This window comes from Mesorhizobium sp. M0088 (assembly GCF_040322895.1).
Classification (GTDB): domain Bacteria; phylum Pseudomonadota; class Alphaproteobacteria; order Rhizobiales; family Rhizobiaceae; genus Mesorhizobium.
In genome coordinates this window covers 69,116-90,231 of the sequence record NZ_JAMYUI010000031.1, presented here as the reverse complement: position 1 = coordinate 90,231, position 21,116 = coordinate 69,116, and the positions used below count along the sequence as shown (strand labels likewise).

The window sequence follows — 21,116 nt, the reverse complement described above, 5'->3', positions numbered from 1 at the left end:
CCAGGCGCCCTTGGCGCAGGGCCACACACCACTTCAGGCGGCGCGGGGCGACACGATCTTCTGTACCGGCTTCTTCTTCTTCGCGGTGTGGAGGAGGGCGGCGACAATCGCGGCCGGGCCGATGGCGCGATAGTGGTTGGCCAGCGCGGGTTGCTTGGCGCGGTTGGATTCCTGCTTGCTTCGGGGCATGTCTCTCTTCCCAGGTAACATTTTCGTGTCTGCGTTTGATGGCCGATTCTGACCAAATCGTGACGCCTGCTGATCTAGCCGACGAATGTTTCATGACTGTGCCGACATGTTTAATAAAATGTTTCACTGGGTCACTACCTGTGATCCAGCGACGTTTTTGCCGAAACTTGCGACTTGACGGCAACACAAGCCAAGGCGATAAAGCCGCCCATGAAAACGTCTTTCGCCATTTGTGGCATTTGCATTATTGGCTAGCCTCGCGCTGGTCCGGACGTTTTCGCCTCATCTTCCCCAGATTGGACAAACGCCCCGGCCAGCAGGCTGGAGTCTGATTTGCGTCTCGCGCAGGGCTGGCTCCATTCAAATTGAGTTCTGAACCGGGAAGGCACGAATGTCCGACGCACCGCAGGGCCTGCGCCTCTACAACACGCTGACGCGGACGAAAGAGAATTTCGTCCCGATCGATCCGCTGAACGTGCGCATGTATGTCTGCGGCCCGACGGTCTACGACTTCGCCCATATCGGCAACGCCCGGCCGGTGATCGTGTTCGACGTGCTGTTCCGTTTGTTGCGCCAAGTCTATGACGCGGCGCACGTCACGTATGTGCGCAACATCACAGATGTCGATGACAAGATTAACGCCCGCGCCTTGCGCGATTTCGGCGCCGAGATCGCTTCCGGAACGCTCTCGCTCAACGAGGCGATCCGGCGGGTCACCGAAAAGACCGCCGACCAGTTCCACAGGGATGTCGCGGTTCTGGGTTGCCTGGAGCCGACGGTCGAGCCGCGCGCCACCGAATTCGTCGAGCCCCGCGCCGACGGCAAGGTCGACATGATCACCTTGATTCAAAGTCTGATCGAACGCGGTCATGCCTATGTTGCGGCGAGTGAAGTGCTGTTCGATACGGCGTCGATGCCGGACTACGGCCAGCTGTCGAAGCGCAATCTCGACGAGCAGCAAGCGGGCGCCCGCGTCGCCGTCGACGCGCACAAGAAAAATCCCGGCGATTTTGTCCTGTGGAAGTTGTCGTCGCCGGAGGAGCCTGGCTGGAACTCGCCATGGGGCAGGGGTCGGCCGGGCTGGCACATCGAATGCTCGGCAATGTCGGCCGCCTATCTCGGCGAGGTGTTCGACATCCATGGCGGCGGCCTCGACCTGATCTTCCCGCACCATGAGAACGAGATCGCCCAGTCGCGCTGCGCCCATGGCACGGACGTGATGGCCAACATCTGGATGCACAACGGCTTCCTGCAGGTCGAAGGTCAGAAAATGTCGAAAAGCGTCGGCAATTTCTATTCGATCAACGAACTGCTCGAGACCGAGACGTTTGGCGGCCGCAAATGGCCGGGCGAGGTGCTGCGGCTGGCAATGCTGATGACGCACTATCGCGAACCGATCGACTTTTCCGTGCGCAAGCTGGAAGAGGCCGAGAACACGCTGCGCAAATGGAAGCGGGCGGCCGACCTCGCGCCGACAGCGGCGGGACAGGTGCCCATGGAGATCATCGACGCCTTGTCGGACGATCTTGCCACCTATGCCGCCTTCCAGGTCCTGACCCAGTTGGCCGGCGAGGCGGCGGACGGCAATGATGCCGCTGCGTCCCTGAAGGCGTCGCTGCTGTTCCTCGGCTTCGATGTCACGTCGGCAAGGGTTGATGAAGACCACGTCGCCAAGGCCATCGCCAAGCGTCTCGCATTCATCGCCGCCAAGAACTGGGCCGAGGCCGACCGCATCCGCGACGAACTGCTGGCGCAAGGTGTACAGTTGAAGGACGGCAAGGATCCGATCACCGGCGAACGCGTCACCACCTGGGAGGTAAAAAGATGATCGACCATCTTGGCATCACCGTTGCCGATTTCGATGCTTCGAAGGCTTTCTATGACAAGGCGATGGCGCCGCTTGGGGCCACGCTGCTCTATATGGTGCCGCTGGAATATACCGGCGGTGCCAAGGTCGGCGGCTATGGCCGTGACCGGCCGGTGTTCTGGCTGAGCACCGGCAAGGACAAGCCCAGGGATCACCAGCACGTCGCCTTCACCGCGCGCAGCCGCGCCGAGGTCGAAGCCTTCCATGCCGCGGCGCTTGCCGCCGGTGGCAAGGACAATGGCGGGCCGGGTCTGCGCCCGCACTATCATCCGGACTACTACGCCGCCTTCGTCTTCGATCCCGACGGCAACAATGTCGAGGCCGTCTGCCATGCGCCGGAGTGATCAGTGATGAGCCTCGACAACCGGCCGATCTACACCGGCGGCTGCCAGTGCGGCGCGGTGCGCTTTCGCGTTGAAGGCGCGCTCGGCGACGCTTCGGTCTGCCATTGCCGCATGTGCCAGAAGGCGTTCGGCTCGTTCTATGCGCCGCTGGTTTCGGTGCGTGGCGCCCGGCTCGACTGGACGCGCGGCGATCCGAAATACTTCCGTTCCTCCAACCATGTCGATCGCGGTTTTTGCGCCGATTGCGGCACGCCGCTGACCTTCACCGCGCCGGACGGCGTTGGTCTGGCCATTGGTGCGTTCGACAATCCGGCGGAGATCGTGCCGTTGATCCAATGGGGCACCGAGGCAAAACTTCCCTATGTCGATACGATCCCGCAATTGCCGGGCGAGGAGACCATGGCCGACATGGCGTCGGCCTCCTATCTGGCCGATCTCGTTTCCTACCAGCACCCGGACCACGACACCGAACAATGGCCGCCAAAGGAAAAATCATGACCGATCAGGTGAGAACCGGCGGCTGCCAGTGCGGCGCCGTGCGCTTCCGCATTCATGGAGCGCTCGGCCGTCCCTCGATCTGCCATTGCCGCATGTGCCAGAAGCAGTTCGGCTCGTTCTTCGGAGCGCTGGTCACGGTGCCCAGGGACGGCGTCGAATGGACTCATGAAGAGCCGAGCTATTTCCAGTCGTCGGTCAACATCGACCGCGGTTTCTGCGCCCGCTGCGGCACGCCGCTGACATATCGGCAGCCCGGCGGACTGGAAATCGCCATCGGTGCCTTCGACGACCGTTCGGATCTGGCACCGCAGATCCAGGTCAACTACGCCGCGCGGCTGCCCTGGGTGGAGACGATCTTCGATCAGCCCGTCCATCAGGATCCCGACTACTATAACAGGCAGGAATCCATCATCTCCTTCCAGCACCCCGACCATGAAACAGCGGACTGGCCGACCAAAGGTTTACAACTATGAGCAGTCAATTGCGTACCCTCTATCCGGAGATCGAGGCGTTCGATTCCGGCATGCTCGATGTCGGCGACGGCCATCAGGTCTACTGGGAGCGTTCCGGCACCAAGGGCGCCAAGCCGGCGGTGTTCCTGCATGGCGGGCCGGGCGGCACCATTTCCCCAAAACACCGGCGGCTGTTCGACCCGAAGCTCTACGATGTCATCCTGTTCGACCAGCGCGGCTGCGGAAAATCGACGCCCAACGCCTCGCTCGAAGCCAATACGACCTGGCACCTGGTCGCCGACATCGAACGCCTGCGCGAAATGGCCGGCTTCGACAAATGGCTGGTGTTCGGCGGCTCCTGGGGGTCGACGCTTGCGCTCGCCTATGCCGAGACGCACCCCGAACGCGTCAGCGAACTGGTGGTGCGCGGTATCTACACGCTGACGCGTGCGGAACTCGAATGGTACTACCAGTTCGGCGTCTCGGAAATGTTCCCGGACAAATGGGAGCGCTTCCTGGCACCGATCCCGGAGGCCGAGCGCGGCGACATGATGGCCGCCTACCGCAAGCGGCTGGTCGGCACGGATCGCAAGGCGCAGATCGAGGCGGCCCGCGCCTGGAGTTTGTGGGAGGGCGAGACGATCACGCTGTTGCCCGAGCCGGAGACCAGCGGACCTTTTGGGCAGGACGACTATGCTGTCGCCTTTGCCCGCATCGAGAACCACTATTTCGTCCATGCCGGCTGGCTTGAGGAAGGGCAGCTGCTGCGCGACGCGCACAGACTGAGCGACATTCCCGGCACCATCGTCCATGGCCGCTACGACATGCCGTGCCCGGCGCGCTATGCCTGGGCGCTGCACAAAGCCTGGCCGAAGGCGGATTTCCACCTGATCGAGGGTGCTGGTCATGCTTATTCGGAGCCGGGTATCCTCGATCGGCTGATCCGCGCGACGGACAAGTTTGCAGGCAAATGACCATGACCCGCGAGCGCCTCTATCTCTTCGACACCACATTGCGCGATGGCCAGCAGACGCCGGGCATCGACTTTTCCGTCGAGGACAAGATCGCCATCGCCAAACTGCTCGACGCTTTCGGCCTCGACTATGTCGAGGGCGGCTATCCCGGCGCCAACCCGACCGACACAGCCTTCTTCCAGGAGAAGCGCACGGAGCGCGCCAAATTCGTCGCCTTCGGCATGACCAAGCGGGCAGGGGTGTCGGCGTCCAACGATCCCGGCCTAGCGTCACTCGTGCAGTCGAAGTCGGATGCCATCTGCTTCGTCGCCAAGAGCTGGGACTACCATGTCCGTGTCGCGCTCGGCTGCACCAATGAGGAGAACCTCGACGCCATCAAGGCCTCCGTCGAGGCGGCGATCGCCGCCGGCAAGGAGGCATTGGTCGACTGCGAGCACTTCTTCGACGGCTTCAAGGCCAATCCCGATTATGCGCTGGCCTGCGCCAGGACCGCCTATGATGCCGGCGCGCGCTGGGTGGTGCTGTGCGACACCAATGGCGGCACGCAGCCCTCGGAAGTCCGCGCCATCGTCGAGAAGGTTATTTCATCAGGTATTTCAGGCAATCATCTCGGCATCCATGCCCATGACGACACCGGCCAGGCCGTGGCAAATTCCCTCGCCGCGGTCGAGGCCGGCGTGCGCCAGATCCAGGGCACACTCAACGGCATCGGCGAGCGCTGCGGCAACGCCAATTTGATCTCGATCGTGCCGACGCTGGCGCTGAAACCGGCCTTCGCCGATCGTTTCGACACCGGTATTTCGGCTGAGGCGCTGACAGGCATTTCCAGGTTGTCCCGCGCCTTCGACGAACTCCTGAACCGAGCGCCAGAGGCGCAGGCGCCCTATGTCGGCGCTTCGGCCTTCGCCACCAAGGCCGGCATCCATGCCTCCGCACTGGCCAAGGAGCCGGCAACCTATGAGCATGTGCCTCCGGAAACGGTCGGCAACCGCCGCCGTGTCATGGTCTCGGATCAGGGCGGCAAGGCGAATTTCCTCGCCGAGCTGAGGCGACGCGGCATCGAGGTGCCGAAGGACGACCACCGGCTCGACGCGCTGATATCGGTGGTCAAGGAGCGCGAGGCCGAGGGCTATGCCTATGAAGGCGCCGATGCCAGTTTCGAGCTCCTGGCGCGCAAGATGCTGCACGGCCTGCCGGAGTTCTTCAACGTCACCTCGTTCCGCTGCATGGTCGAGCGCCGCTTCGACGCCAACGGCCAGCTGAAGACGGTCTCCGAAGCGATCGTCAAGGTGGTGGTCGACGGCGAGGAGAAGATGTCGGTGGCCGAGGGGCATGGCCCGGTCAACGCACTCGACATCGCGCTGCGCAAGGACCTCGGCAAGTTCCAGGGCGAGATCGCCGACATGGAACTGGCGGACTTCAAGGTGCGTATCCTCAATGGCGGCACCGAGGCGATCACCCGCGTTCTGATCGAATCGCATGACGGCACCGGCGCGCGCTGGTGGACGGTCGGCGTTTCCGAAAACATCATCGACGCCTCGTTCCAGGCGTTGATGGATTCCATTGTCTACAAGCTGATGAAGAACCGCGAGATGGCCGGACTGGTGGCCGCCGAATAGGGTTGAACCATCAGCGAAAGTCCATTGATCCATCAGAACTTTGTGATGGTCTTGCCAAGGTGACTGGGCCATAGCGTTGACCCATGGCCACTGAAGCAATTACCCTGGACGCGGATTCCAAGGCCCGGCGCGGCTTTCTGTTGGCGCTTGGCGCCTATCTGCTATGGGGGCTGCTGCCCTTCTACATGAAGGCGGTCGCTCATCTGCCGCTCGCCGAAGTCATTGCCCATCGCATCGTCTGGTCGGTGCCGATCGCCGCCGCCGTTCTGATCTGGGCCGGCCGCATGGCGGATTTCAAGGCGGCACTGCGTTCGCCTCGCACCATCGCCATGGCCGCGCTGACGGCTGCGCTGATTTCGGTCAACTGGGGCATCTATGTCTGGGCGATTGCCGTCGACCGCACTGTCGAGACAGCGCTCGGCTACTACATCAATCCACTGGTCAACGTCGTCGTCGGCGCGCTGTTGCTGGGCGAGCGGCTCGACCGGCTGCAGATCGCGGCGGTGGTGCTGGCGGCCGTCGCCGTCACCGTGCTGACCGTCGAGGGCGGCAAGCTGCCCTGGGTGTCGCTGGCGCTGGCGTTTTCCTTCGCCGCCTACGCCTTCTTCCGCAAGACGTTGCCGATCGGACCGAGCCAGGGATTTTTGCTCGAAGTCCTTCTGCTGTCGGTGCCGGCACTTGGCTACATCGTCTATCTAATCGCGACCGAACAGGACCATATCGTATCCAGCAGTGGCACCGATACGGCATTGCTGATCGGCTGCGGTCCGGTCACATCGATCCCGCTGCTGCTGTTTGCGTTCGGCGCGAGGCTGCTGCGGCTGTCCACCATCGGCATCATGCAGTACATCGCGCCGACCATTGTGTTTCTGATCGCCGTGCTGATCTTCGACGAGCCTTTCGGCACCACCCAGGCGATTGCCTTTGGCCTGATCTGGACAGCGCTCGCGATGTATTCCTGGTCGATGTTCCGTGGCCGCGAGATCCGGCCGGCGGTGCCGGCTGCAAGGTAAGGATCCCCTATGTACCTGCTGCATATCGCCAACAAGAATTATTCCTCATGGTCGCTGCGGCCTTGGGTGTTGATGCGAGAGCTGAACATCCCGTTCGAGGAACGGCTGACGCCATTCCCGACCGGGTCAAGTTGGAGCCTCTACCGGCCGTTCTCGCCGAGCGGCCGGGTGCCGTGTCTGATCGACGATGGCTGGGCGGTCTGGGATTCGCTGGCCATCGCCGAATATCTGGGGGAGCGCCACCATGGCGTGTGGCCTGTCGAGGCCAAGGCGCGCGCCTGGGCGCGCTCGGCCGCCGCTGAGATGCATTCGAGCTTCACCGCACTGCGCGGCGCCTGTCCGATGAGTTGCGGCGTGCGGGTAAAGCCGTTTCCGATGTCCGACGCGCTGAAGCAGGACATCTTTCGCCTCGGCGATCTCTGGAACGATGGCCTTGCCCGTTTCGGCGGGCCGTTTCTGGCCGGCGCTCATTTCACCGCCGTCGACGCTTTCTTTGCCCCGGTGGCGTTCCGCGCCCAGTCCTATGGGCTCTCCTTCGAGGGTGCGGCTGCGGCTTATCCGGCGCAATTGCTTGCCCTGCCGGCGATGCGCGAATGGTATGCGGCTGGCTTGGCCGAGACCTGGCGCGAGCCCGACCACGAAGCGGAAGCCGCCGCTGCCGGCACCATCATCGAGGATCTTCGCGCCTCGGCGTGAAAGTCGCCGGGCGGGCGTTACATCTGTCCGAGCCGCCTGACAAAGAGATAGGTCGCGCCCGCGATCACCATCGCTACCGCCGTCACCACCCAGAAGCCCATTGGCGTGTCGACCAGCGGCAGGCCGCCGACATTCATGCCGAACAGGCCCGAGATGATGGTCATCGGCAACAGCACCGCCGTCATCACCGACAGTACGTACAGCAGCCGGTTCGACTGCGTCGTCAGCTTGGCCATAAGCTCGTCCTGCAACAGCCGGGCGCGTGCCTGCAATTGTTCGCCATCATAGTGCAGCGTCTGCGCCCTGTGTGAAAGACGCGCGGCCATGTCGTTGATGCTGTCGGGCAGGTCGTTACGGTGCGAGTGGTCGAGATGGCGAAACAGATTGGTCAGCGTCGCCATCTGCCTGTGGATCACCACCAGATGCCGGCGCGCGTCGACGAGGGATTGCCGTTCATTGTGCCATGCGTCGCAGACGATGCGATCCTCGATCCCGTCGAGGCTGTCGCCGAGTGCCGCAAGTTCAGCCACCATGCCGTCAAAAGACTGGCCGACAACCGCCTCGATCAACTCGGCCGCCGAGCGGAACTTGCGCGATCCATTCTCGATCGCCTTGCGGATGTTGTCGACCGACTGCAGCGGTTGCTTGCGGGCGCCGACCAGCATCGTGTCGTTGAGCGCGAAGCGGAAATGGCCAAGCCCGCCCGCTTCCGCCGAATAGTCATGGCGCAGGTCCGGCAGATTGCCATAGAGCCAGTCGTCCTCGAGGTCGATGTGGCAGCCATGGCTGGCGGACAGGAAAGCTTCGCGCACCGGTGCCGGCAAAGCCTGATCGGCGCCGATCTCATGGCGGGCCCGCATGTCGGAAAGCTGGTAGCTGCGCCATGTCCAGTGCGCGGCGGCGGCGTCCCTGGTTCGCACGCCCTCAGCGGTGAAGTGATAGATGAAGAACAGTCCGTGCTCGTCGGGCAGGTAAGGCGACAGGTCGGTGCCTTCCGGGGCGAGAGTGATATCCATGGGGCGGTGCCAGATGCATGTTCCGAAGATGGCACCGCAGGGCGGCTGCCTGGCCTTGATTTCTAGCACGAGCGAACCCGGTTTCGTGTGACGGTTTCTTGACAGAAGATCACAGTCTGTCGACCACCCACGTCAATCCGGTGGTGACGCCTTCGCCACCCCCGGATTGTGCCCAGTCAGTGCTTCGGGCCGAAGCCGGGGTAGGGCTTGAGCGGCACGATTGCGGCAATGTCCATCATGCCGGCCTTGACCAACGGCAAGGTGGCAAGATGGCCGCGAACCTCTGCATCGTCGGCAGCCTCGAACATCATGCCGCTGCCCGGGATGTCGCCTCGGTTCCACACCTGGCGTATCGCCCCTTCGGCGTAGAGCGTGCGCCGCTGTTCGGCTTCGCTGGGCAGCAGTGGCGCGAAATCGGCATCGGCAAATTTTTCGGTGTTGCGGGTGAGAAGGGCAAAGAACTGCATGGCGATCTCCTTTGGTTGGATGGCCCGAACTATCGCTCCCGCTGGTCAGACTGTCCAAGACTGATTAGGCTAAAGTTGAGACCTGGCGGGACTGGAGCCTGGAGAAAAATGTTCGATCTGCGTCAGCTCCGCTATTTCGTCACCGTCGCCGAAACCGGCAATGTCGGGCGCGCCGCCGAAATGCTGCATATTTCTCAGTCGCCACTCAGCCGGCAGATCATCCAGCTTGAGGAGCAGTTGGGTGTTTCCCTCTTTGAAAGATCGAAGCAGCGGGTCCACCTCAACGCCGAGGGCCGCGCCTTCCTCGTCGAGGCCCGCGCGCTGCTGTCCAATGCGCGACGTTTGGAGGAGTTCGGCCGCAACCTGGCCAGCGGTGCCGTCGGCCGGCTCGCCATCGGCTATGTCGAAGGGGCCGTTCATGCCGGGCTTGTCGCCGGGATGCTGCGCCAGTTCCGTCGCGACCGGCCGGATTTCCACCTGCAACTGAGAAGCCTGCGTTCGGCGGCGCAGTTGGAAGGGCTACGGCAGCGGTCGCTGGATCTGGGCTTTGTCTACTCGCCGCCACCCGATGACGACGCCGATGTCGCCGCCATGGCGCTGCGGCATGAGCCGCTGGTGCTGGCGATCCCCGAAGATGATCCACTTGTTGAAGTGCCAGAGATTGGGCCTCACCATCTTGACGGTCGCACCTGGATCACCGTCGTGCGCCAGCCGGACGACACCAATCGCGGCCAGTTCCTTGCCGCTTGCGCCAAGGCCGGCTTTTTGCCCGACATCGCCTATGAGACGGCGGACCCGCTGACCTCGCTCGGCCTTGTCAGCGCGGGTCTCGGCCTGGCGACGGTGCAAGCCAGCCTGCGTGCCGCCGCGCCGCCGCGGATCGTGTTTCGCGACCTGCCGTGGTTCGACCGCACGGTTTCGATCCATCTCGCCTGGCGCCGTCAGGACCGGCGCGCGGTGATTGCCGATTTGCGGCAGGCTGCGGGGGAATAGGGGAATAGGAGAATAGGAGAATAGGAGAATAGGAGAATAGGAGAATAGGAGAATAGGAGAATAGGAGAATAGGAGAATAGGAGAATAGGGAGCGCCGTTCCCAGGCACTTCACATATTCCCCTACTGCCTTACTCCCGTATTCCCCTACATCTTGTCTATCACCGATTGCACGCCCTCGGTCGGGGCGTCGACGGAGGACCCTGCCACCATGATGGCGGCGACGATCGCTTCGGGGTCGTCGACGACCAGCGGCTTGACCCGTTGCGCGGTGTGGATGAAGCCCTCGGCGGCCATGTGATCGAGCAGCGCCAGCATCGGATCCCAGAATCCGCCGACATTGCCGAAGACGATCGGCTTGCGATGATGGCCGAGCTGCCCCCAGGTCATGATCTCAATGATCTCCTCGACCGTGCCGATGCCACCCGGCAGCGCCACAAAGGCGTCGGATTTCTCGAACATCTTGTGTTTGCGCTCGTGCATGTTGTCGGTGATCAAGAGTTCATCAAGCCGGTCAAGCGCGGTTTCGGTCGCCTCCTTGTTGATCAGGAAGCGCGGAATGATGCCCGTCACCTTGCCGCCGGCCTTGAGCGCGCCTTCGGCGACAGCGCCCATGATGCCTTTGGTGCCGCCGCCATAGACCAGCCGCAGTCCCGCTTTGGCAATCGAGCGCCCGAGCAGGTGTCCGGCCTTGATATAGGTTTCATTGCGGCCCGGAGACGAGCCGCAATAGACGCAGACGGATCGAATCGTGTTCATGGCGATGATTGGTGATTGGGTCTGAAAGCGCGGTCAAGTCCCAAGGGTCAACAAGCTCGGGCTTTTTCTTGTCGGCCCGTTTTTCTTGTCGGCATTGGCAAAACAGGCTAGACCGGCGTTAGGTGGCTAAGGGGTAGGGAAATATGGCGATTAATCCACTGAAGGCGTTCCTGTTCGCAGCGGGTGGGACCGTTGCGGCCGCGGGAACCGCCTATGTATCGGGCGCACTCGACCCGTATCTCAATCCCACGCCGCCGGCGAACGTGGCGGCGCTGACGCCGCCCGCGGCGCCGAAACCGGCCGATCCCGGCACGGAAGCGCGGCTGCCACCAGCCGAGGTCCCGGCTGCCCCCGCCGCGGTGCCCCAGGCAACGGCACCAGCCGCACCGGCAACGGATGCGGCGGCTCCGGCAGCGCCGGCTGCGGCCGGCCCGATCACACCATCCTTCGATGTCGTGCGCGTCGAAAGCAATGGCTCGATTGTCGTCGCCGGCAATGCGGCGCCCAATGCCAAGGTCGAAATCCTCAACGGCTCGACGGTGCTTGGCTCGACGGCCGCTGGTCCCGATGGCGCCTTCGTTATCATTCTCGATGATCCGCTGAAGCCCGGCGATTATACGATCGCGCTGCGCGCGACCACGGGCGATGTCGTGACGCCCTCGGTGCAGACCGCCGTCGTTTCGGTTCCCAAGGATGCGGCCGGCCAGGTGCTGGCCATGGTCGAGGAGCCGGGCAAGCCGGCCGAATTGCTGACCGTTCCCGCACCCGAGACAAAGCCGGCTGCTCCGGCCGCCGAAGCGCCTGCAACTGCTCCGGCGCCAGCCGCCCCAGCGCCAGCCGTGGTCGATACAGCACCGGCTCCTGCAGCGCTGGCGACGCCGCCCGCTGCGGGCGTGACCGAGCCCAAGATCGTTGTCGAAGCGGTCGAGATCGACGGCAGCAAGATTTTTGTCGCCGGCCTCGCTGATGCCGGCCGCAAGGTGCGCGCCTATGCCAACGACATCCTGCTCGGTGATGCGCAGACGTCGCCGGACGGTCATTTCCTGGTCGAGGCGACGCGCGACATTCCGGTCGGCAGCTACACAATCCATGTCGACGGTCTCGATGCCGACGGTGTGACAGTGGTGGCCCGCGCGGCCGTACCGTTCGAGCGTGAGCCCGGCGAAGCGGTCGCCGCCGTGGCGCCCTCGGAGCCCAAGCCTGCCGAGCCCAAGCCTGCCGAACCCGCCGCCGAAGCGCCTCCGGCTGCCGAGGCGCCAGCCGTTGCCGCCGCGCCTGCCGAAACGGCACCGGCCACGACGCCTGCTCCCGCCACCGAGGCTCCGGCCGTTGTGGCGGAGGCGACGCCGCCGAGCGATGTGCCCGAGACCGTGGCCCCCAAGCTCGAACATGCCGACGGCGCCGTCATCATCCGCCGCAACGACACGCTTTGGCGGATCTCGCGGCGCGTCTATGGCCATGGCGTGCGCTTCTCGACCATCTACCTCGCCAACCAGGACCAGATCAGCGATCCCGACCGCATCTGGCCGGGGCAGGTGTTCAAGGTCCCGGAAAAGTCGAAGGAAGGCGAAGCCGCCGACCTCAAGGCGATGGGCGAGCAGGCAACGACAGCGCCGGCCAAGACGCAGTAGGGTTGGCGATTGGCCAATCTCCCTCCTTGAGGGGGAGATGGCCGGCAGGCCAGAGGGGTCGTCGCGCGTGAAGCGCCGACCTTCTCTTTCTCCAAACAAACGTCGCGTCAGGACGCACCGACCCCCTCTGTCACCTTTGGTGACATCTCCCCCTCAAGGGGGGAGATTAGGTCGCTCTACCCATCGGGGTAGCTTGCCGCAGACCTGCTCATCGTCTATCGCCGATGGACGATGACTGAATCCCTTATGGAAACAAACGCACCTGGCTGCACCCCGGACAGCCGAGCCGTTGCCACCCGGCTGGCAGCACTTTCGCACCCGGCTCGGATCGAAATCCTGAAATACTTGTCCGCAAGCAATTCCTGCTGCTGCCGCGAAGTCGTCGATCGGTTCGATCTGGCGCAGTCCACCGTGTCACAACATCTGAAAATACTGGTCGAAGCCGGGCTGGTTCGCTTCGAGTCCGATCGCCAGCGCTCGCGCTATGCGATCGACCATGCCGCGCTCGCCGATGTCTCCGCATCGGTGGCCGCTCTCGTCAATTCCTGCTGCTCCGGCCGCTGAAAATAAGAAGAAAGCGCCAAAAATGGCCGAAAAAACCGTCTCCGACTCCTCGACCTTCAAGACGCTGCTCAATCTGTGGCCCTATATGTGGCCGGCGGATCGCGCCGATCTGAGAGCCCGGGTCACCTGGGCGATGCTGTTACTGGTTGTCGCCAAGCTGACGCTGGTCGCCGGTCCCTATTTCTTCAAATGGGCGACCGACGCGCTGGCCGGCGACGCCAAATCGGTGCCGCCGCTGCCGAGTTTCCTACTGGCGCCGGTCATGCTGGTCGTCGCCTACAATGTCGTGCGCCTGGTGCAACTTGGCTTCAATCAGCTAAGGGATGCGCTGTTTGCCCGTGTCGGCCAATACGCGGTGCGCCAGCTCGCCTTCCGCACCTTCGTCCACATGCACCAATTATCGCTGCGCTTCCACTTGGAGCGCCGCACCGGCGGCCTGTCGCGCATCATCGAGCGCGGCACCAAGGGTATCGAGACGATAGTGCGCTTCATCATGCTCAACACCGCGCCGACCATTCTCGAATTCGCGCTCACCACCGGCATCTTCGCCTACACCTATGGCTGGAAATACGTAGTCGTCGTCGCGGTCACCGTCTGGGTCTATGTCTGGTTCACGGTCCGCGCCAGCGACTGGCGCATCTCGATCCGCCGCGACATGAACGACAGCGACACCGACGCCAACACCAAGGCGATCGACTCGCTGCTCAATTACGAAACGGTCAAATATTTCAACAACGAAAGCATGGAAGCCGAGCGCTTCGACCGCTCGATGGCACGCTACGAGGTCGCCGCGACGCGCATCTGGACCTCGCTCGGCTGGCTGAATTTCGGCCAGGGCATCATCTTCGGCCTCGGCACCGTCATCGTCATGTGCATGTCGGCGCTTGAAGTGCAGGCCGGCACGCAGACGGTCGGTGACTTCGTCTTCATCAACGCCATGCTGATGCAGCTGTCGGTGCCGCTCAATTTCATCGGCTTCATCTACCGCGAAATCCGCCAGGGGCTGACCGACATCGAGCAGATGTTCGACCTTCTGGATGTGCCGCAGGAGATCGTCGACAAGCCGGATGCCAGGCCGCTCGCCGTGAGCGCCGGCAAGGTCGAGTTCCGCGACGTGCATTTTTCCTATGACCCGAACCGCAAGATCCTGAAGGGCATCAGCTTCGAGGTGCCGGCCGGCAAGACCGTCGCCATTGTCGGGCCTTCGGGTGCCGGCAAATCGACCATCTCGCGGCTTCTGTTCCGCTTTTACGACGTTCAGTCCGGCCAGGTGTTGATCGACGGCCAGGATATCAGGGACGTGACGCAGGAGAGCCTGCGTGGCGCGATCGGCATGGTGCCGCAGGACACCGTGCTGTTCAACGACACCATCGCCTACAACATCCGCTACGGCCGCATCGGAGCCAGCGAGGAGGACATGCAGAAAGCCGCTGAACTAGCCCAGATCGGTCCGTTCATCGAGCGATTGCCTGACGGCTACAAGTCGATGGTCGGCGAACGCGGGCTGAAGCTTTCGGGCGGCGAAAAGCAGCGCGTGGCGATCGCCCGCACCATCCTGAAGGCGCCGCCGATCCTGATGCTCGACGAAGCGACCTCGGCGCTCGACAGTCACACCGAGCAGGAGATCCAGGCCGCGCTCGATCTGGTCAGCCGTGGCCGCACCACCATCGTCATCGCCCACCGCCTGTCGACGGTAATCACGGCCGATGAGATCATCGTGCTGCAGGACGGCCAGATCGCCGAGCGCGGCACCCATGCCGAGCTGATGCGCAAGCATGGCCTCTACGCCTCGATGTGGGACCGCCAGCGCGAGGCGACCGAGGCCGAGGAGCGCCTACGCATCGCCCGCGAGGGCGACGAGCTTGGCGTTGTCGTTCGTCGGCGAACGTCGGAGGTGAATTGAAAGTTCGGCGCATGACCTGATTTTTGCGCTTGACCTCAACATAAGTTGAGATTGTAGGCCGTTCCTGGAGCCCAAAAAACACCATGATCCCGGAACGGAGAAATCGAAATGAGCAAGACAAATCAGAGCGTTGACGGCCGCAGCGTGTTCAGGGTGGACAAATTCGTTGTGCCTGCCGCCGCCCGCGAGGAGATACTCGCCAAGGTCAGGACAACGCATGAATTGCTGCGCCTGCAACAGGGCTTCGTCCAGGACTTCCTGCTCGAGCAATTCTCCGGGCCGGGCGAATTCAACCTCGTCACCATCGTCGAATGGGAAAGCCAGGCAGCCATCGACAACGTCGTGCCGATCGTCAAGGCCGCGCACGAGCGCATCGCTTTCAACCCGCACGAGATGATCGCCCGGCTCGGCGTGCGCGCCGACATCGCCAACTATCAGCGGGTTCCGGGGCTTTAGAAAAGCCGTTACGGCCAACCGATGCCAGGTGCCGGCGCTTCGACGCTGAACACCTGGCCGGTGCGGGCTTCAGAACGTCTTGGGATTTGGGATCATGGACGGGCAACCTTTTCCCGCGCCTTGAACCGTCGGTGTCCCGAATTCTGCCGACAACGACACTGACCGGGCAAGCGGATCGCGACCCCTGCCGGTTGCGGCCAATATGGCCTTCCCCATTGTTGCGTTGCGGCGAGGGGGGCTTTCGGCTATTGAGGCCGGACTTGGAAACGGAGCCTGTTTTTAGCAGATGAGCCTTGTCGATACGGTCAAGAACGCATTCGTACCGATCCATCGCGAAGGCTATCCCTTCATCGCGGCCTTTGGCGCGGCGACGCTTTTCCTCGGCTATTTCTCCTCGATCCTGTTCTGGATCGGTCTGATCCTGACGGCTTGGTGCGTCTATTTCTTCCGCGATCCCGAGCGCGTCACGCCGGTCGATGACCGCCTGGTGGTCAGCCCCGCCGACGGCATCATCTCGGCGGTCGGACCCGCCGTGCCGCCGCGCGAACTCGGCCTCGGCAATGCAGAGATGACCCGGATCTCGGTGTTCATGAACGTCTTCTCCTGCCACGTGAACCGCGCCCCGGTGCGCGGCCGTATTGCGAAAATCGAGCACCGGCCGGGCAAATTCCTCAATGCCGAACTCGACAAGGCAAGCACCGAGAACGAGCGCAACGGCCTGGTCATCGAGAGCCCCAACGGCACGGTCGCGGCCGTCCAGATCGCCGGCCTGGTGGCGCGCCGCATCGTCTGCTGGGCCGAGGCCGGCGGCTCAATCGGCACTGGCGAGCGTTTTGGCCTGATCCGCTTCGGCTCGCGTGTCGATGTGTTCCTGCCCCTGACCGCCACGCCGCGCGTTGCCGTCGGCCAGACGGCGGTTGGCGGCGAAACCGTGCTGGCCGAATTCGGCGGTGTTGCCGGCACGCCTCTTGTTCGGGTTTCCTGACCGGTGGGCACGCAATACAAAAAGTTCGAGGCCCATGCCAGCGGCGGTCCGCGCATCCGCGAAATCCCGATGCGCATGGTGCTGCCCAATCTGGTCACCGTGCTCGCCATCTGCGCCGGCCTGTCCGGCATCCGCTTCGGCTTCGAAGGCCGCTTCGAGCCGGCGGTGGTGATGGTGCTGCTTGCCGCCTTCCTCGACGGCATCGACGGCCGCCTGGCGCGGATGTTGAAGGCGACCTCCAAATTCGGCGCTCAGATGGATTCGCTGGCCGACATCGTCAATTTCGGCGTTGCCCCGGCTCTGGTGCTCTATGCCTTCCTGCTCGACCGCGCCGGCTCGCCGGGCTGGATCGCGGCACTGCTGTTCGCCATCGCCTGCGGGTTGCGGCTCGCCCGTTTCAACGTGCTCGACGACGAGAAGGGCGATCGCCCCATATGGCAGTCCGAATATTTTGTCGGCGTGCCGGCGCCGGCGGGCGCCGTGCTGGTGATGCTGCCGCTCTATCTCTATTTCCTGCGCACAGGGCTGGAGCCCAGTCGCCCCGCCGCCTTCGTCGCCACCGGCTTCACCATCCTGGTCGCCTTCCTGCTGGTCAGCCGGCTGCCGGTCTATTCCGGCAAGAGCCTAAGGATCCCGGGCGACAGGGTGTTGCCGATCATCCTCGGTGTCGTACTCTACGTGCTCCTGCTGATGACCTATCCCTGGTACACGCTGACCGCCTCGGTCGCCGGCTACCTGATCTTCCTGCCATTCAGCGTGCGCGCCTATTCGAAGCGCGCCAAGCGCGAGGGCGAGAAAGTGCCGCCCTCCGATATAGGTTAGAAAATTCGCAGAAGTGCTTGATCTGACTCAGGCCGCGACGCCGAGCCCCAGCCTGTCGATCGCCAATTTCCTCGTCGACACATAGTCGGTCTTGCCGGAACCCAGCACCGGGATTTCCTCCACCTTGACGATGTCGTTCGGCACCATCAGTTCGGCTGCGCCCGCCTGTTTGCCGAATTTGCGCAGCTCGTCGGGATTGGCATCGTCGGCGGTAGTGACCAGCACGATGCGCTCGCCGCGTCTCTTGTCGGGCACCGCCACAGCCGCGTGGCGCTCCTCCGGCCACAGCGACTGCACCAGCATCTCGACCGCCCCCAGCGACACCATCTCGCCGGCGATCTTGGCGAAGCGCTTGGCGCGGCCGCGAATGGTGATGAAGCCCTCGCGGTCGACGGCGACGATGTCGCCGGTATCGTGCCAGCCGGTCAGCGGCTGCAACTCACCGGGGCGGTCCGACGTCATGTAGCCCATCATCAGGTTCGGTCCGTCGAGCCACAATTGGCCGGCGTCGGAGATGCCCTCGACCGGCTCCAGCTTCATGCGCATGGCCGGCAGCAGCCGGCCGACCGTACCATCGCGGCCATGGATTGCCGTGTTGACGGCAACCACCGGTGCCGCCTCGGTCAGCCCGAAACCTTCGATGATCTCGGCCTGGAAGCGCTCGCGATAGACGCGGCGGGTTTCCGGCTTCACCGCCTCGGCGCCGGCGACGACGAAGCGCAGGCTGGAAAAATCGCCGTCCTTGGCGGTGCGCGCATAGTTGGCGAGGAACGTGTCGGTGCCGAACATGATGGTCGGCTTCACCTTGCGCGCCACCTCGGGGATGATCTTGTAGTGCAGCGGCGAGGGGTAGAGGAACAGCTTTACCCCGGTGACCAGCGGCAGGATGGTGCCGCCCGTCAGGCCGAAGGAGTGGAACACCGGCAGCACGTTGAGCAGGATGTCGGCCGGCGAGATGGTGATCCGCGCCTCGGCCTGCATGGCGTTGGCGTACAGGTTCTTGTGCGACAGCACGACCGCCTTCGGCGTGCCTTCCGAGCCCGAGGTAAACAGAATCACGGCCGGCTTGGCCGCATCCTGCCGCTGCAGCGGCCAGCGCCACAGCAGAGCGGCGGCAAGCTTGTCCAGCGCGGTAATGCTCTCCCGCACATCCTCCAGCCACAGCAGCTTGGCGCCGCCTTTTTCGACCGCCGCGACGATATCGGCCAGATCGGCCTTCTCGACGAAGGCGCGGGAGGAAATCACGGTCCTTATCACCGCCGTGCGCACGGCCGCGGTGACGCTCGCCGGTCCGGCCGTATAGTTGATCATCGCCGCCACCCGGCCGGCCGACAGAAGGCCGGTGAGCGACAGCACGACGCCGTTGGCATTGGGCAGCATCACGCCGACCGCCTCGCCCGGAGCCGTCACCGCCTCAAAGCGCCTGCCCAGGACGCGGGCGCCGATGAACAGCTTGCGGTAGGTCAGCGCCCCGGAGATCACGTCCTCGATGATGGTATGCGAAGCGCCGACGCGGTCGGCGGCATCGCGCATGGCCAGGAACAGGCCACGATCGAGGTTGGTGCCGAAGAGCCGCGCCTCGGCGACACGGTCGAACAGCGCGTTGGTGTTCGAGGCCTGATCGGGGTTCCGCGCCACCAGTTCGGCGATGGTCATCGGCTCCAGCACGCTAATCGACAGCTGCGGAAACCAGTGTCGTGGCGCCCTGTCCGCGGGTGTCAGCGACACGGGCAGGCCGCGCGCGCCGCCGACGAAGATCGGCACGATCTTGGCATCGGCCTGCATGGCGATGCGGGTGACGGCACGAAACAACCGAAACGTCTTGACGTCAGGCTCGACCGCATCCGGCAGATAGACGGCGAGCCGGCCCTTGCCCCTCAGCACCCGCACCAGCCGGCGGCTGACGAAGAGATGTTCGGCGTTGAAAGCGATGGTACGGCCAAGCTCGCGCCAAGGTTCAAGCCACGGCGAGCGCGCCGAGGCCTCGTCGAGTATGTGCAGTGTGTCTTCCGGCAGCAGCGACAGCATCAGCGCCGGTTCGAAGCGCGATTGATGCGAGATGACGTAGATGACTGGAGTCTGCGCCTTGCGGGCGATCCTGATACGGCTGTCGGCGATCCGGTAGGCGAGCTTGAACGGCACATAGAGCAGCGCCTGGGTAAAGCGCAGGCCGAGGCGGAATTTTTCCACCACGCCGATCAGCAGCCAGGCCAGAACAAGACCCGCAAGCAGCGCCAGTGTCAGGACCATGCCGCGTCTCTCCCAACATTCTTAGCATCTCGGCTCTTTTGCGGCCGCTTCGGCCAGAACCTAGACGATGTGGGAGCAAGGTCAATGCGGAGCTTTTGCTTCCCTTGGTGCGGGAAGCTGCTTGTCATGCCGCCTGCAGCCGTCCACTGATGAAACGAAATTCCTGCGTCTTGCCGCCATAGCCGTAAGCGGCTGCCGGCACTTCATGTACGAAGGCGTAGCTCTCCTCGTGCACGCCGCCCAGCAGACGGCCGAAGGCTGCGAAGATCGCCTTCAGATAGGCCTCCAGCTCAAGCTTGGTGTTGGTGCCGTCGACCACCTTGATATCAAGCCAGAACGTGCTGGTGCCGTGCTCGGCCAGCGACTCGCCGCCGGCGAACCAGTGCTGCGGATCGACATAGGACACGGCGACTGCCGTGATCGTCGGGTCCTTGCGCAGCTGCGTCGCGGTGATTTCGGTGGCCTCCTTTGCGATGCTGGCTGAAAGAGCCGCGTCGGGCTTGCCGGTGACGCTGATGTTGATGATGGGCATTTTTCTTCTCCTTGGCTTGAGCGGCGTCCGATTGCCGTTGAAGCAGCCATGCCACCAACTTTAAATCAAAAAAATCGAATTGTTTTTAATTGAAGATTCGATAACATCGAAGTATGGAAACGCTCGATCCCGATCTGCTCCGAACCTTCCTCGCTTTCGTCGACAGCGGCTCACTGGCCCAGGCGGCTGCAAGCATCGGCCGTTCGCCCTCGGCGGTGACCACCCAGATGCAGCGGCTGGAGGAAATCGTCGGTGAGCCGTTGCTGGCGCCGCAAGGGCGAGGGCGCGGCTTGACCCCTGCAGGCGAAGACCTCGTCGGCCATGCCAGGCGCATTCTTGCCGCCCATCGCGAGGCATGGCTGGCACTGAAGGGCGCCCGGGCTGCCGGACGCGTCGCCATCGGCACGACACAGGATTTCGCCGACAGCGGCCTGCCGGATCTGCTGCGTGCCTTCGCCGTCAGTCATCCGCGCGTCAGGATCGAATTGCGGGTCGGCCGTTCCGCCGAACTGGCGCAGGCGCTGCAGTCTGGCGGCCTCGATCTGGCGATCGTCATGCGCCAGGCAGCGGCGTTGGACGAGGTCGGCGTGCTGCGCGAGCCGATGATATGGCTGTGTTCGCAAAAAGGGCTGGCTTCGCGGCAGGAGGAATTGCCGCTGGCGCTGCTCGATCCGTATTGCGGTTTTCGCGAGGCAGCACTTGCCGCACTCGATGCTGCCGGCCGCCGCTACCGCATCGCTGCCGGCAGCGCCAGTCTGGCCGGCCTGCGCACGGCGGTGAACGCCGGTGTCGCGCTGACGCTGCGAACGGCTCGCTTTGCCCATTCCGGCATTGTCGAGGCGCCGCGCGAGCTTGGCCTGCCGCAGGTTCCAATGGCTGAGTTCGCCATCCGGTTGCGCGCTGGCTCCGATGGTCCGGCGGGCGATCTGGCGGCCCTTCTCAGCGGCAACCTTGCCTTGTCGGGCTGAATGCCCAAAGAAAAAGCCGACCTTACGGTCGGCTTGGAGTAGGACGGGCCGAGGGGTTTGGGGGGACTTGGGGATGGCCCGTCGCACCCATAATGCCTGACCCGGATGATGGTTCCGTGA

At 63.7% G+C, this 21,116-nt stretch carries 22 protein-coding genes; 16 read left to right on the top strand and 6 right to left on the bottom strand.

The window, feature by feature from the left end; genetic code table 11:
- Positions 1 to 33: 33 nt before the first annotated feature.
- The gene (locus NKJ67_RS30200; protein WP_352584905.1) at positions 34 to 189 is read right to left on the bottom strand and encodes a hypothetical protein; all 156 of its coding nucleotides are present in this window, start codon (positions 187 to 189) and stop codon (positions 34 to 36) included.
- 391 nt (positions 190 to 580) lie between these two features.
- Here NKJ67_RS30200 and cysS point away from each other — a divergent pair, with 391 nt between their 5' ends.
- The 8 genes from cysS to NKJ67_RS30160 all read left to right on the top strand — a co-directional run bounded on the left by cysS (position 581) and on the right by NKJ67_RS30160 (position 7,652).
- Positions 581 to 2,017 (top strand): cysteine--tRNA ligase, encoded by a 1,437-nt coding sequence (gene cysS / locus NKJ67_RS30195; RefSeq protein WP_352584903.1) that lies wholly within the window; start codon positions 581 to 583, stop codon positions 2,015 to 2,017.
- Positions 2,014 to 2,400: a VOC family protein gene (locus NKJ67_RS30190; RefSeq protein WP_027038012.1), complete on the top strand. Its 387-nt coding sequence runs from the start codon at positions 2,014 to 2,016 to the stop codon at positions 2,398 to 2,400. Before cysS ends, NKJ67_RS30190 begins: the two co-directional genes overlap by 4 nt.
- 6 nt (positions 2,401 to 2,406) lie before the next feature.
- Entirely contained in the window at positions 2,407 to 2,898 is a 492-nt protein-coding gene (locus NKJ67_RS30185) for a GFA family protein (RefSeq protein ID WP_352584901.1), read from the top strand.
- The gene (locus tag NKJ67_RS30180) at positions 2,895 to 3,371 is read left to right on the top strand and encodes a GFA family protein (RefSeq protein WP_027038010.1); all 477 of its coding nucleotides are present in this window, start codon (positions 2,895 to 2,897) and stop codon (positions 3,369 to 3,371) included. Before NKJ67_RS30185 ends, NKJ67_RS30180 begins: the two co-directional genes overlap by 4 nt.
- Positions 3,368 to 4,324, top strand: coding sequence for a prolyl aminopeptidase (gene pip / locus NKJ67_RS30175; protein WP_063171779.1), 957 nt, complete (start codon positions 3,368 to 3,370; stop codon positions 4,322 to 4,324). Before NKJ67_RS30180 ends, pip begins: the two co-directional genes overlap by 4 nt.
- Positions 4,321 to 5,943, top strand: a complete 1,623-nt coding sequence (cimA, locus tag NKJ67_RS30170; protein ID WP_352584898.1) for a citramalate synthase — start codon at positions 4,321 to 4,323, stop codon at positions 5,941 to 5,943. Before pip ends, cimA begins: the two co-directional genes overlap by 4 nt.
- 83 nt (positions 5,944 to 6,026) lie before the next feature.
- The gene (rarD, locus tag NKJ67_RS30165; protein ID WP_352584896.1) at positions 6,027 to 6,956 is read left to right on the top strand and encodes an EamA family transporter RarD; all 930 of its coding nucleotides are present in this window, start codon (positions 6,027 to 6,029) and stop codon (positions 6,954 to 6,956) included.
- 9 nt (positions 6,957 to 6,965) lie between these two features.
- Positions 6,966 to 7,652: a glutathione S-transferase family protein gene (locus NKJ67_RS30160; protein ID WP_352584894.1), complete on the top strand. Its 687-nt coding sequence runs from the start codon at positions 6,966 to 6,968 to the stop codon at positions 7,650 to 7,652.
- A 17-nt stretch (positions 7,653 to 7,669) separates the two neighbouring features.
- Here NKJ67_RS30160 and NKJ67_RS30155 read toward each other — a convergent pair whose 3' ends face one another.
- Together NKJ67_RS30155 and NKJ67_RS30150 are read right to left on the bottom strand one after the other, a co-directional pair.
- On the bottom strand, positions 7,670 to 8,668 hold the full coding sequence (locus tag NKJ67_RS30155) for a transporter (RefSeq protein ID WP_352584892.1): 999 nt from the start codon (positions 8,666 to 8,668) through the stop codon (positions 7,670 to 7,672).
- Positions 8,669 to 8,844: 176 nt separating this feature from the next.
- Positions 8,845 to 9,135 (bottom strand): muconolactone Delta-isomerase family protein, encoded by a 291-nt coding sequence (locus NKJ67_RS30150; protein ID WP_352584890.1) that lies wholly within the window; start codon positions 9,133 to 9,135, stop codon positions 8,845 to 8,847.
- Positions 9,136 to 9,243: 108 nt separating this feature from the next.
- On the opposite strand from NKJ67_RS30150, the gene NKJ67_RS30145 reads away from it, so the two are divergent.
- Positions 9,244 to 10,128 carry a LysR substrate-binding domain-containing protein gene (locus NKJ67_RS30145; protein WP_352584888.1) on the top strand — a complete coding sequence of 295 codons (885 nt, stop codon included), beginning with the start codon at positions 9,244 to 9,246 and terminating at the stop codon, positions 10,126 to 10,128.
- A gap of 145 nt (positions 10,129 to 10,273) precedes the next feature.
- Here the strand turns inward: NKJ67_RS30145 and NKJ67_RS30140 are convergent, their stop codons facing one another.
- Entirely contained in the window at positions 10,274 to 10,885 is a 612-nt protein-coding gene (locus NKJ67_RS30140) for an LOG family protein (RefSeq protein WP_352584886.1), read from the bottom strand.
- 143 nt (positions 10,886 to 11,028) lie between these two features.
- Between NKJ67_RS30140 and NKJ67_RS30135 the strand changes: the two genes are divergently transcribed.
- From NKJ67_RS30135 to NKJ67_RS30110, 6 genes are all read left to right on the top strand, one after another.
- Entirely contained in the window at positions 11,029 to 12,516 is a 1,488-nt protein-coding gene (locus NKJ67_RS30135; RefSeq protein ID WP_352584884.1) for a LysM peptidoglycan-binding domain-containing protein, read from the top strand.
- A 231-nt stretch (positions 12,517 to 12,747) separates the two neighbouring features.
- On the top strand, positions 12,748 to 13,080 hold the full coding sequence (locus NKJ67_RS30130; protein ID WP_352584882.1) for an ArsR/SmtB family transcription factor: 333 nt from the start codon (positions 12,748 to 12,750) through the stop codon (positions 13,078 to 13,080).
- A 22-nt stretch (positions 13,081 to 13,102) separates the two neighbouring features.
- A complete protein-coding gene (locus NKJ67_RS30125; protein ID WP_352584880.1) occupies positions 13,103 to 14,983 on the top strand; it encodes an ABCB family ABC transporter ATP-binding protein/permease in 1,881 nt (626 codons plus the stop codon).
- Positions 14,984 to 15,091: 108 nt separating this feature from the next.
- A complete protein-coding gene (locus NKJ67_RS30120) occupies positions 15,092 to 15,439 on the top strand; it encodes an antibiotic biosynthesis monooxygenase family protein (RefSeq protein WP_256745655.1) in 348 nt (115 codons plus the stop codon).
- 286 nt (positions 15,440 to 15,725) lie between these two features.
- Positions 15,726 to 16,424: a phosphatidylserine decarboxylase gene (locus NKJ67_RS30115; protein ID WP_127268237.1), complete on the top strand. Its 699-nt coding sequence runs from the start codon at positions 15,726 to 15,728 to the stop codon at positions 16,422 to 16,424.
- Positions 16,425 to 16,427: 3 nt separating this feature from the next.
- A complete protein-coding gene (locus tag NKJ67_RS30110; protein WP_127268236.1) occupies positions 16,428 to 17,246 on the top strand; it encodes a CDP-alcohol phosphatidyltransferase family protein in 819 nt (272 codons plus the stop codon).
- 27 nt (positions 17,247 to 17,273) lie between these two features.
- On the opposite strand, the gene NKJ67_RS30105 is transcribed toward NKJ67_RS30110, so the two are convergent.
- Together NKJ67_RS30105 and NKJ67_RS30100 are read right to left on the bottom strand one after the other, a co-directional pair.
- Positions 17,274 to 19,496, bottom strand: coding sequence for an AMP-binding protein (locus NKJ67_RS30105; protein ID WP_352584877.1), 2,223 nt, complete (start codon positions 19,494 to 19,496; stop codon positions 17,274 to 17,276).
- A 124-nt stretch (positions 19,497 to 19,620) separates the two neighbouring features.
- Complete coding sequence (locus tag NKJ67_RS30100) at positions 19,621 to 20,028, bottom strand: tautomerase family protein (protein WP_256745653.1); 408 nt, start codon at positions 20,026 to 20,028, stop codon at positions 19,621 to 19,623.
- Between the two features lie 113 nt (positions 20,029 to 20,141).
- On the opposite strand from NKJ67_RS30100, the gene NKJ67_RS30095 reads away from it, so the two are divergent.
- Positions 20,142 to 20,996, top strand: coding sequence for a LysR substrate-binding domain-containing protein (locus tag NKJ67_RS30095; RefSeq protein ID WP_127380772.1), 855 nt, complete (start codon positions 20,142 to 20,144; stop codon positions 20,994 to 20,996).
- The last annotated feature ends 120 nt before the right edge of the window (positions 20,997 to 21,116 follow it).

What these genes read in the sequence shown, in the direction of transcription:
- NKJ67_RS30190 (WP_027038012.1), top strand. Translation starts at nt 2,014, where the DNA reads ATGATCGACCATCTTGGCATCACCGTTGCCGATTTCGATGCTTCGAAG.
- NKJ67_RS30095 (WP_127380772.1), top strand. Translation starts at nt 20,142, where the DNA reads ATGGAAACGCTCGATCCCGATCTGCTCCGAACCTTCCTCGCTTTCGTC.
- NKJ67_RS30160 (WP_352584894.1), top strand. Translation starts at nt 6,966, where the DNA reads ATGTACCTGCTGCATATCGCCAACAAGAATTATTCCTCATGGTCGCTG.
- NKJ67_RS30150 (WP_352584890.1), bottom strand. Translation starts at nt 9,135, where the DNA reads ATGCAGTTCTTTGCCCTTCTCACCCGCAACACCGAAAAATTTGCCGAT.
- rarD (WP_352584896.1), top strand. Translation starts at nt 6,027, where the DNA reads ATGGCCACTGAAGCAATTACCCTGGACGCGGATTCCAAGGCCCGGCGC.
- NKJ67_RS30100 (WP_256745653.1), bottom strand. Translation starts at nt 20,028, where the DNA reads ATGCCCATCATCAACATCAGCGTCACCGGCAAGCCCGACGCGGCTCTT.
- cimA (WP_352584898.1), top strand. Translation starts at nt 4,321, where the DNA reads ATGACCATGACCCGCGAGCGCCTCTATCTCTTCGACACCACATTGCGC.
- NKJ67_RS30120 (WP_256745655.1), top strand. Translation starts at nt 15,092, where the DNA reads ATGAGCAAGACAAATCAGAGCGTTGACGGCCGCAGCGTGTTCAGGGTG.
- NKJ67_RS30105 (WP_352584877.1), bottom strand. Translation starts at nt 19,496, where the DNA reads ATGGTCCTGACACTGGCGCTGCTTGCGGGTCTTGTTCTGGCCTGGCTG.
- NKJ67_RS30130 (WP_352584882.1), top strand. Translation starts at nt 12,748, where the DNA reads ATGACTGAATCCCTTATGGAAACAAACGCACCTGGCTGCACCCCGGAC.
- NKJ67_RS30200 (WP_352584905.1), bottom strand. Translation starts at nt 189, where the DNA reads ATGCCCCGAAGCAAGCAGGAATCCAACCGCGCCAAGCAACCCGCGCTG.
- NKJ67_RS30155 (WP_352584892.1), bottom strand. Translation starts at nt 8,668, where the DNA reads ATGGATATCACTCTCGCCCCGGAAGGCACCGACCTGTCGCCTTACCTG.
- NKJ67_RS30185 (WP_352584901.1), top strand. Translation starts at nt 2,407, where the DNA reads ATGAGCCTCGACAACCGGCCGATCTACACCGGCGGCTGCCAGTGCGGC.
- NKJ67_RS30140 (WP_352584886.1), bottom strand. Translation starts at nt 10,885, where the DNA reads ATGAACACGATTCGATCCGTCTGCGTCTATTGCGGCTCGTCTCCGGGC.
- NKJ67_RS30180 (WP_027038010.1), top strand. Translation starts at nt 2,895, where the DNA reads ATGACCGATCAGGTGAGAACCGGCGGCTGCCAGTGCGGCGCCGTGCGC.
- NKJ67_RS30125 (WP_352584880.1), top strand. Translation starts at nt 13,103, where the DNA reads ATGGCCGAAAAAACCGTCTCCGACTCCTCGACCTTCAAGACGCTGCTC.
- NKJ67_RS30145 (WP_352584888.1), top strand. Translation starts at nt 9,244, where the DNA reads ATGTTCGATCTGCGTCAGCTCCGCTATTTCGTCACCGTCGCCGAAACC.
- NKJ67_RS30115 (WP_127268237.1), top strand. Translation starts at nt 15,726, where the DNA reads ATGAGCCTTGTCGATACGGTCAAGAACGCATTCGTACCGATCCATCGC.
- NKJ67_RS30135 (WP_352584884.1), top strand. Translation starts at nt 11,029, where the DNA reads ATGGCGATTAATCCACTGAAGGCGTTCCTGTTCGCAGCGGGTGGGACC.
- cysS (WP_352584903.1), top strand. Translation starts at nt 581, where the DNA reads ATGTCCGACGCACCGCAGGGCCTGCGCCTCTACAACACGCTGACGCGG.
- pip (WP_063171779.1), top strand. Translation starts at nt 3,368, where the DNA reads ATGAGCAGTCAATTGCGTACCCTCTATCCGGAGATCGAGGCGTTCGAT.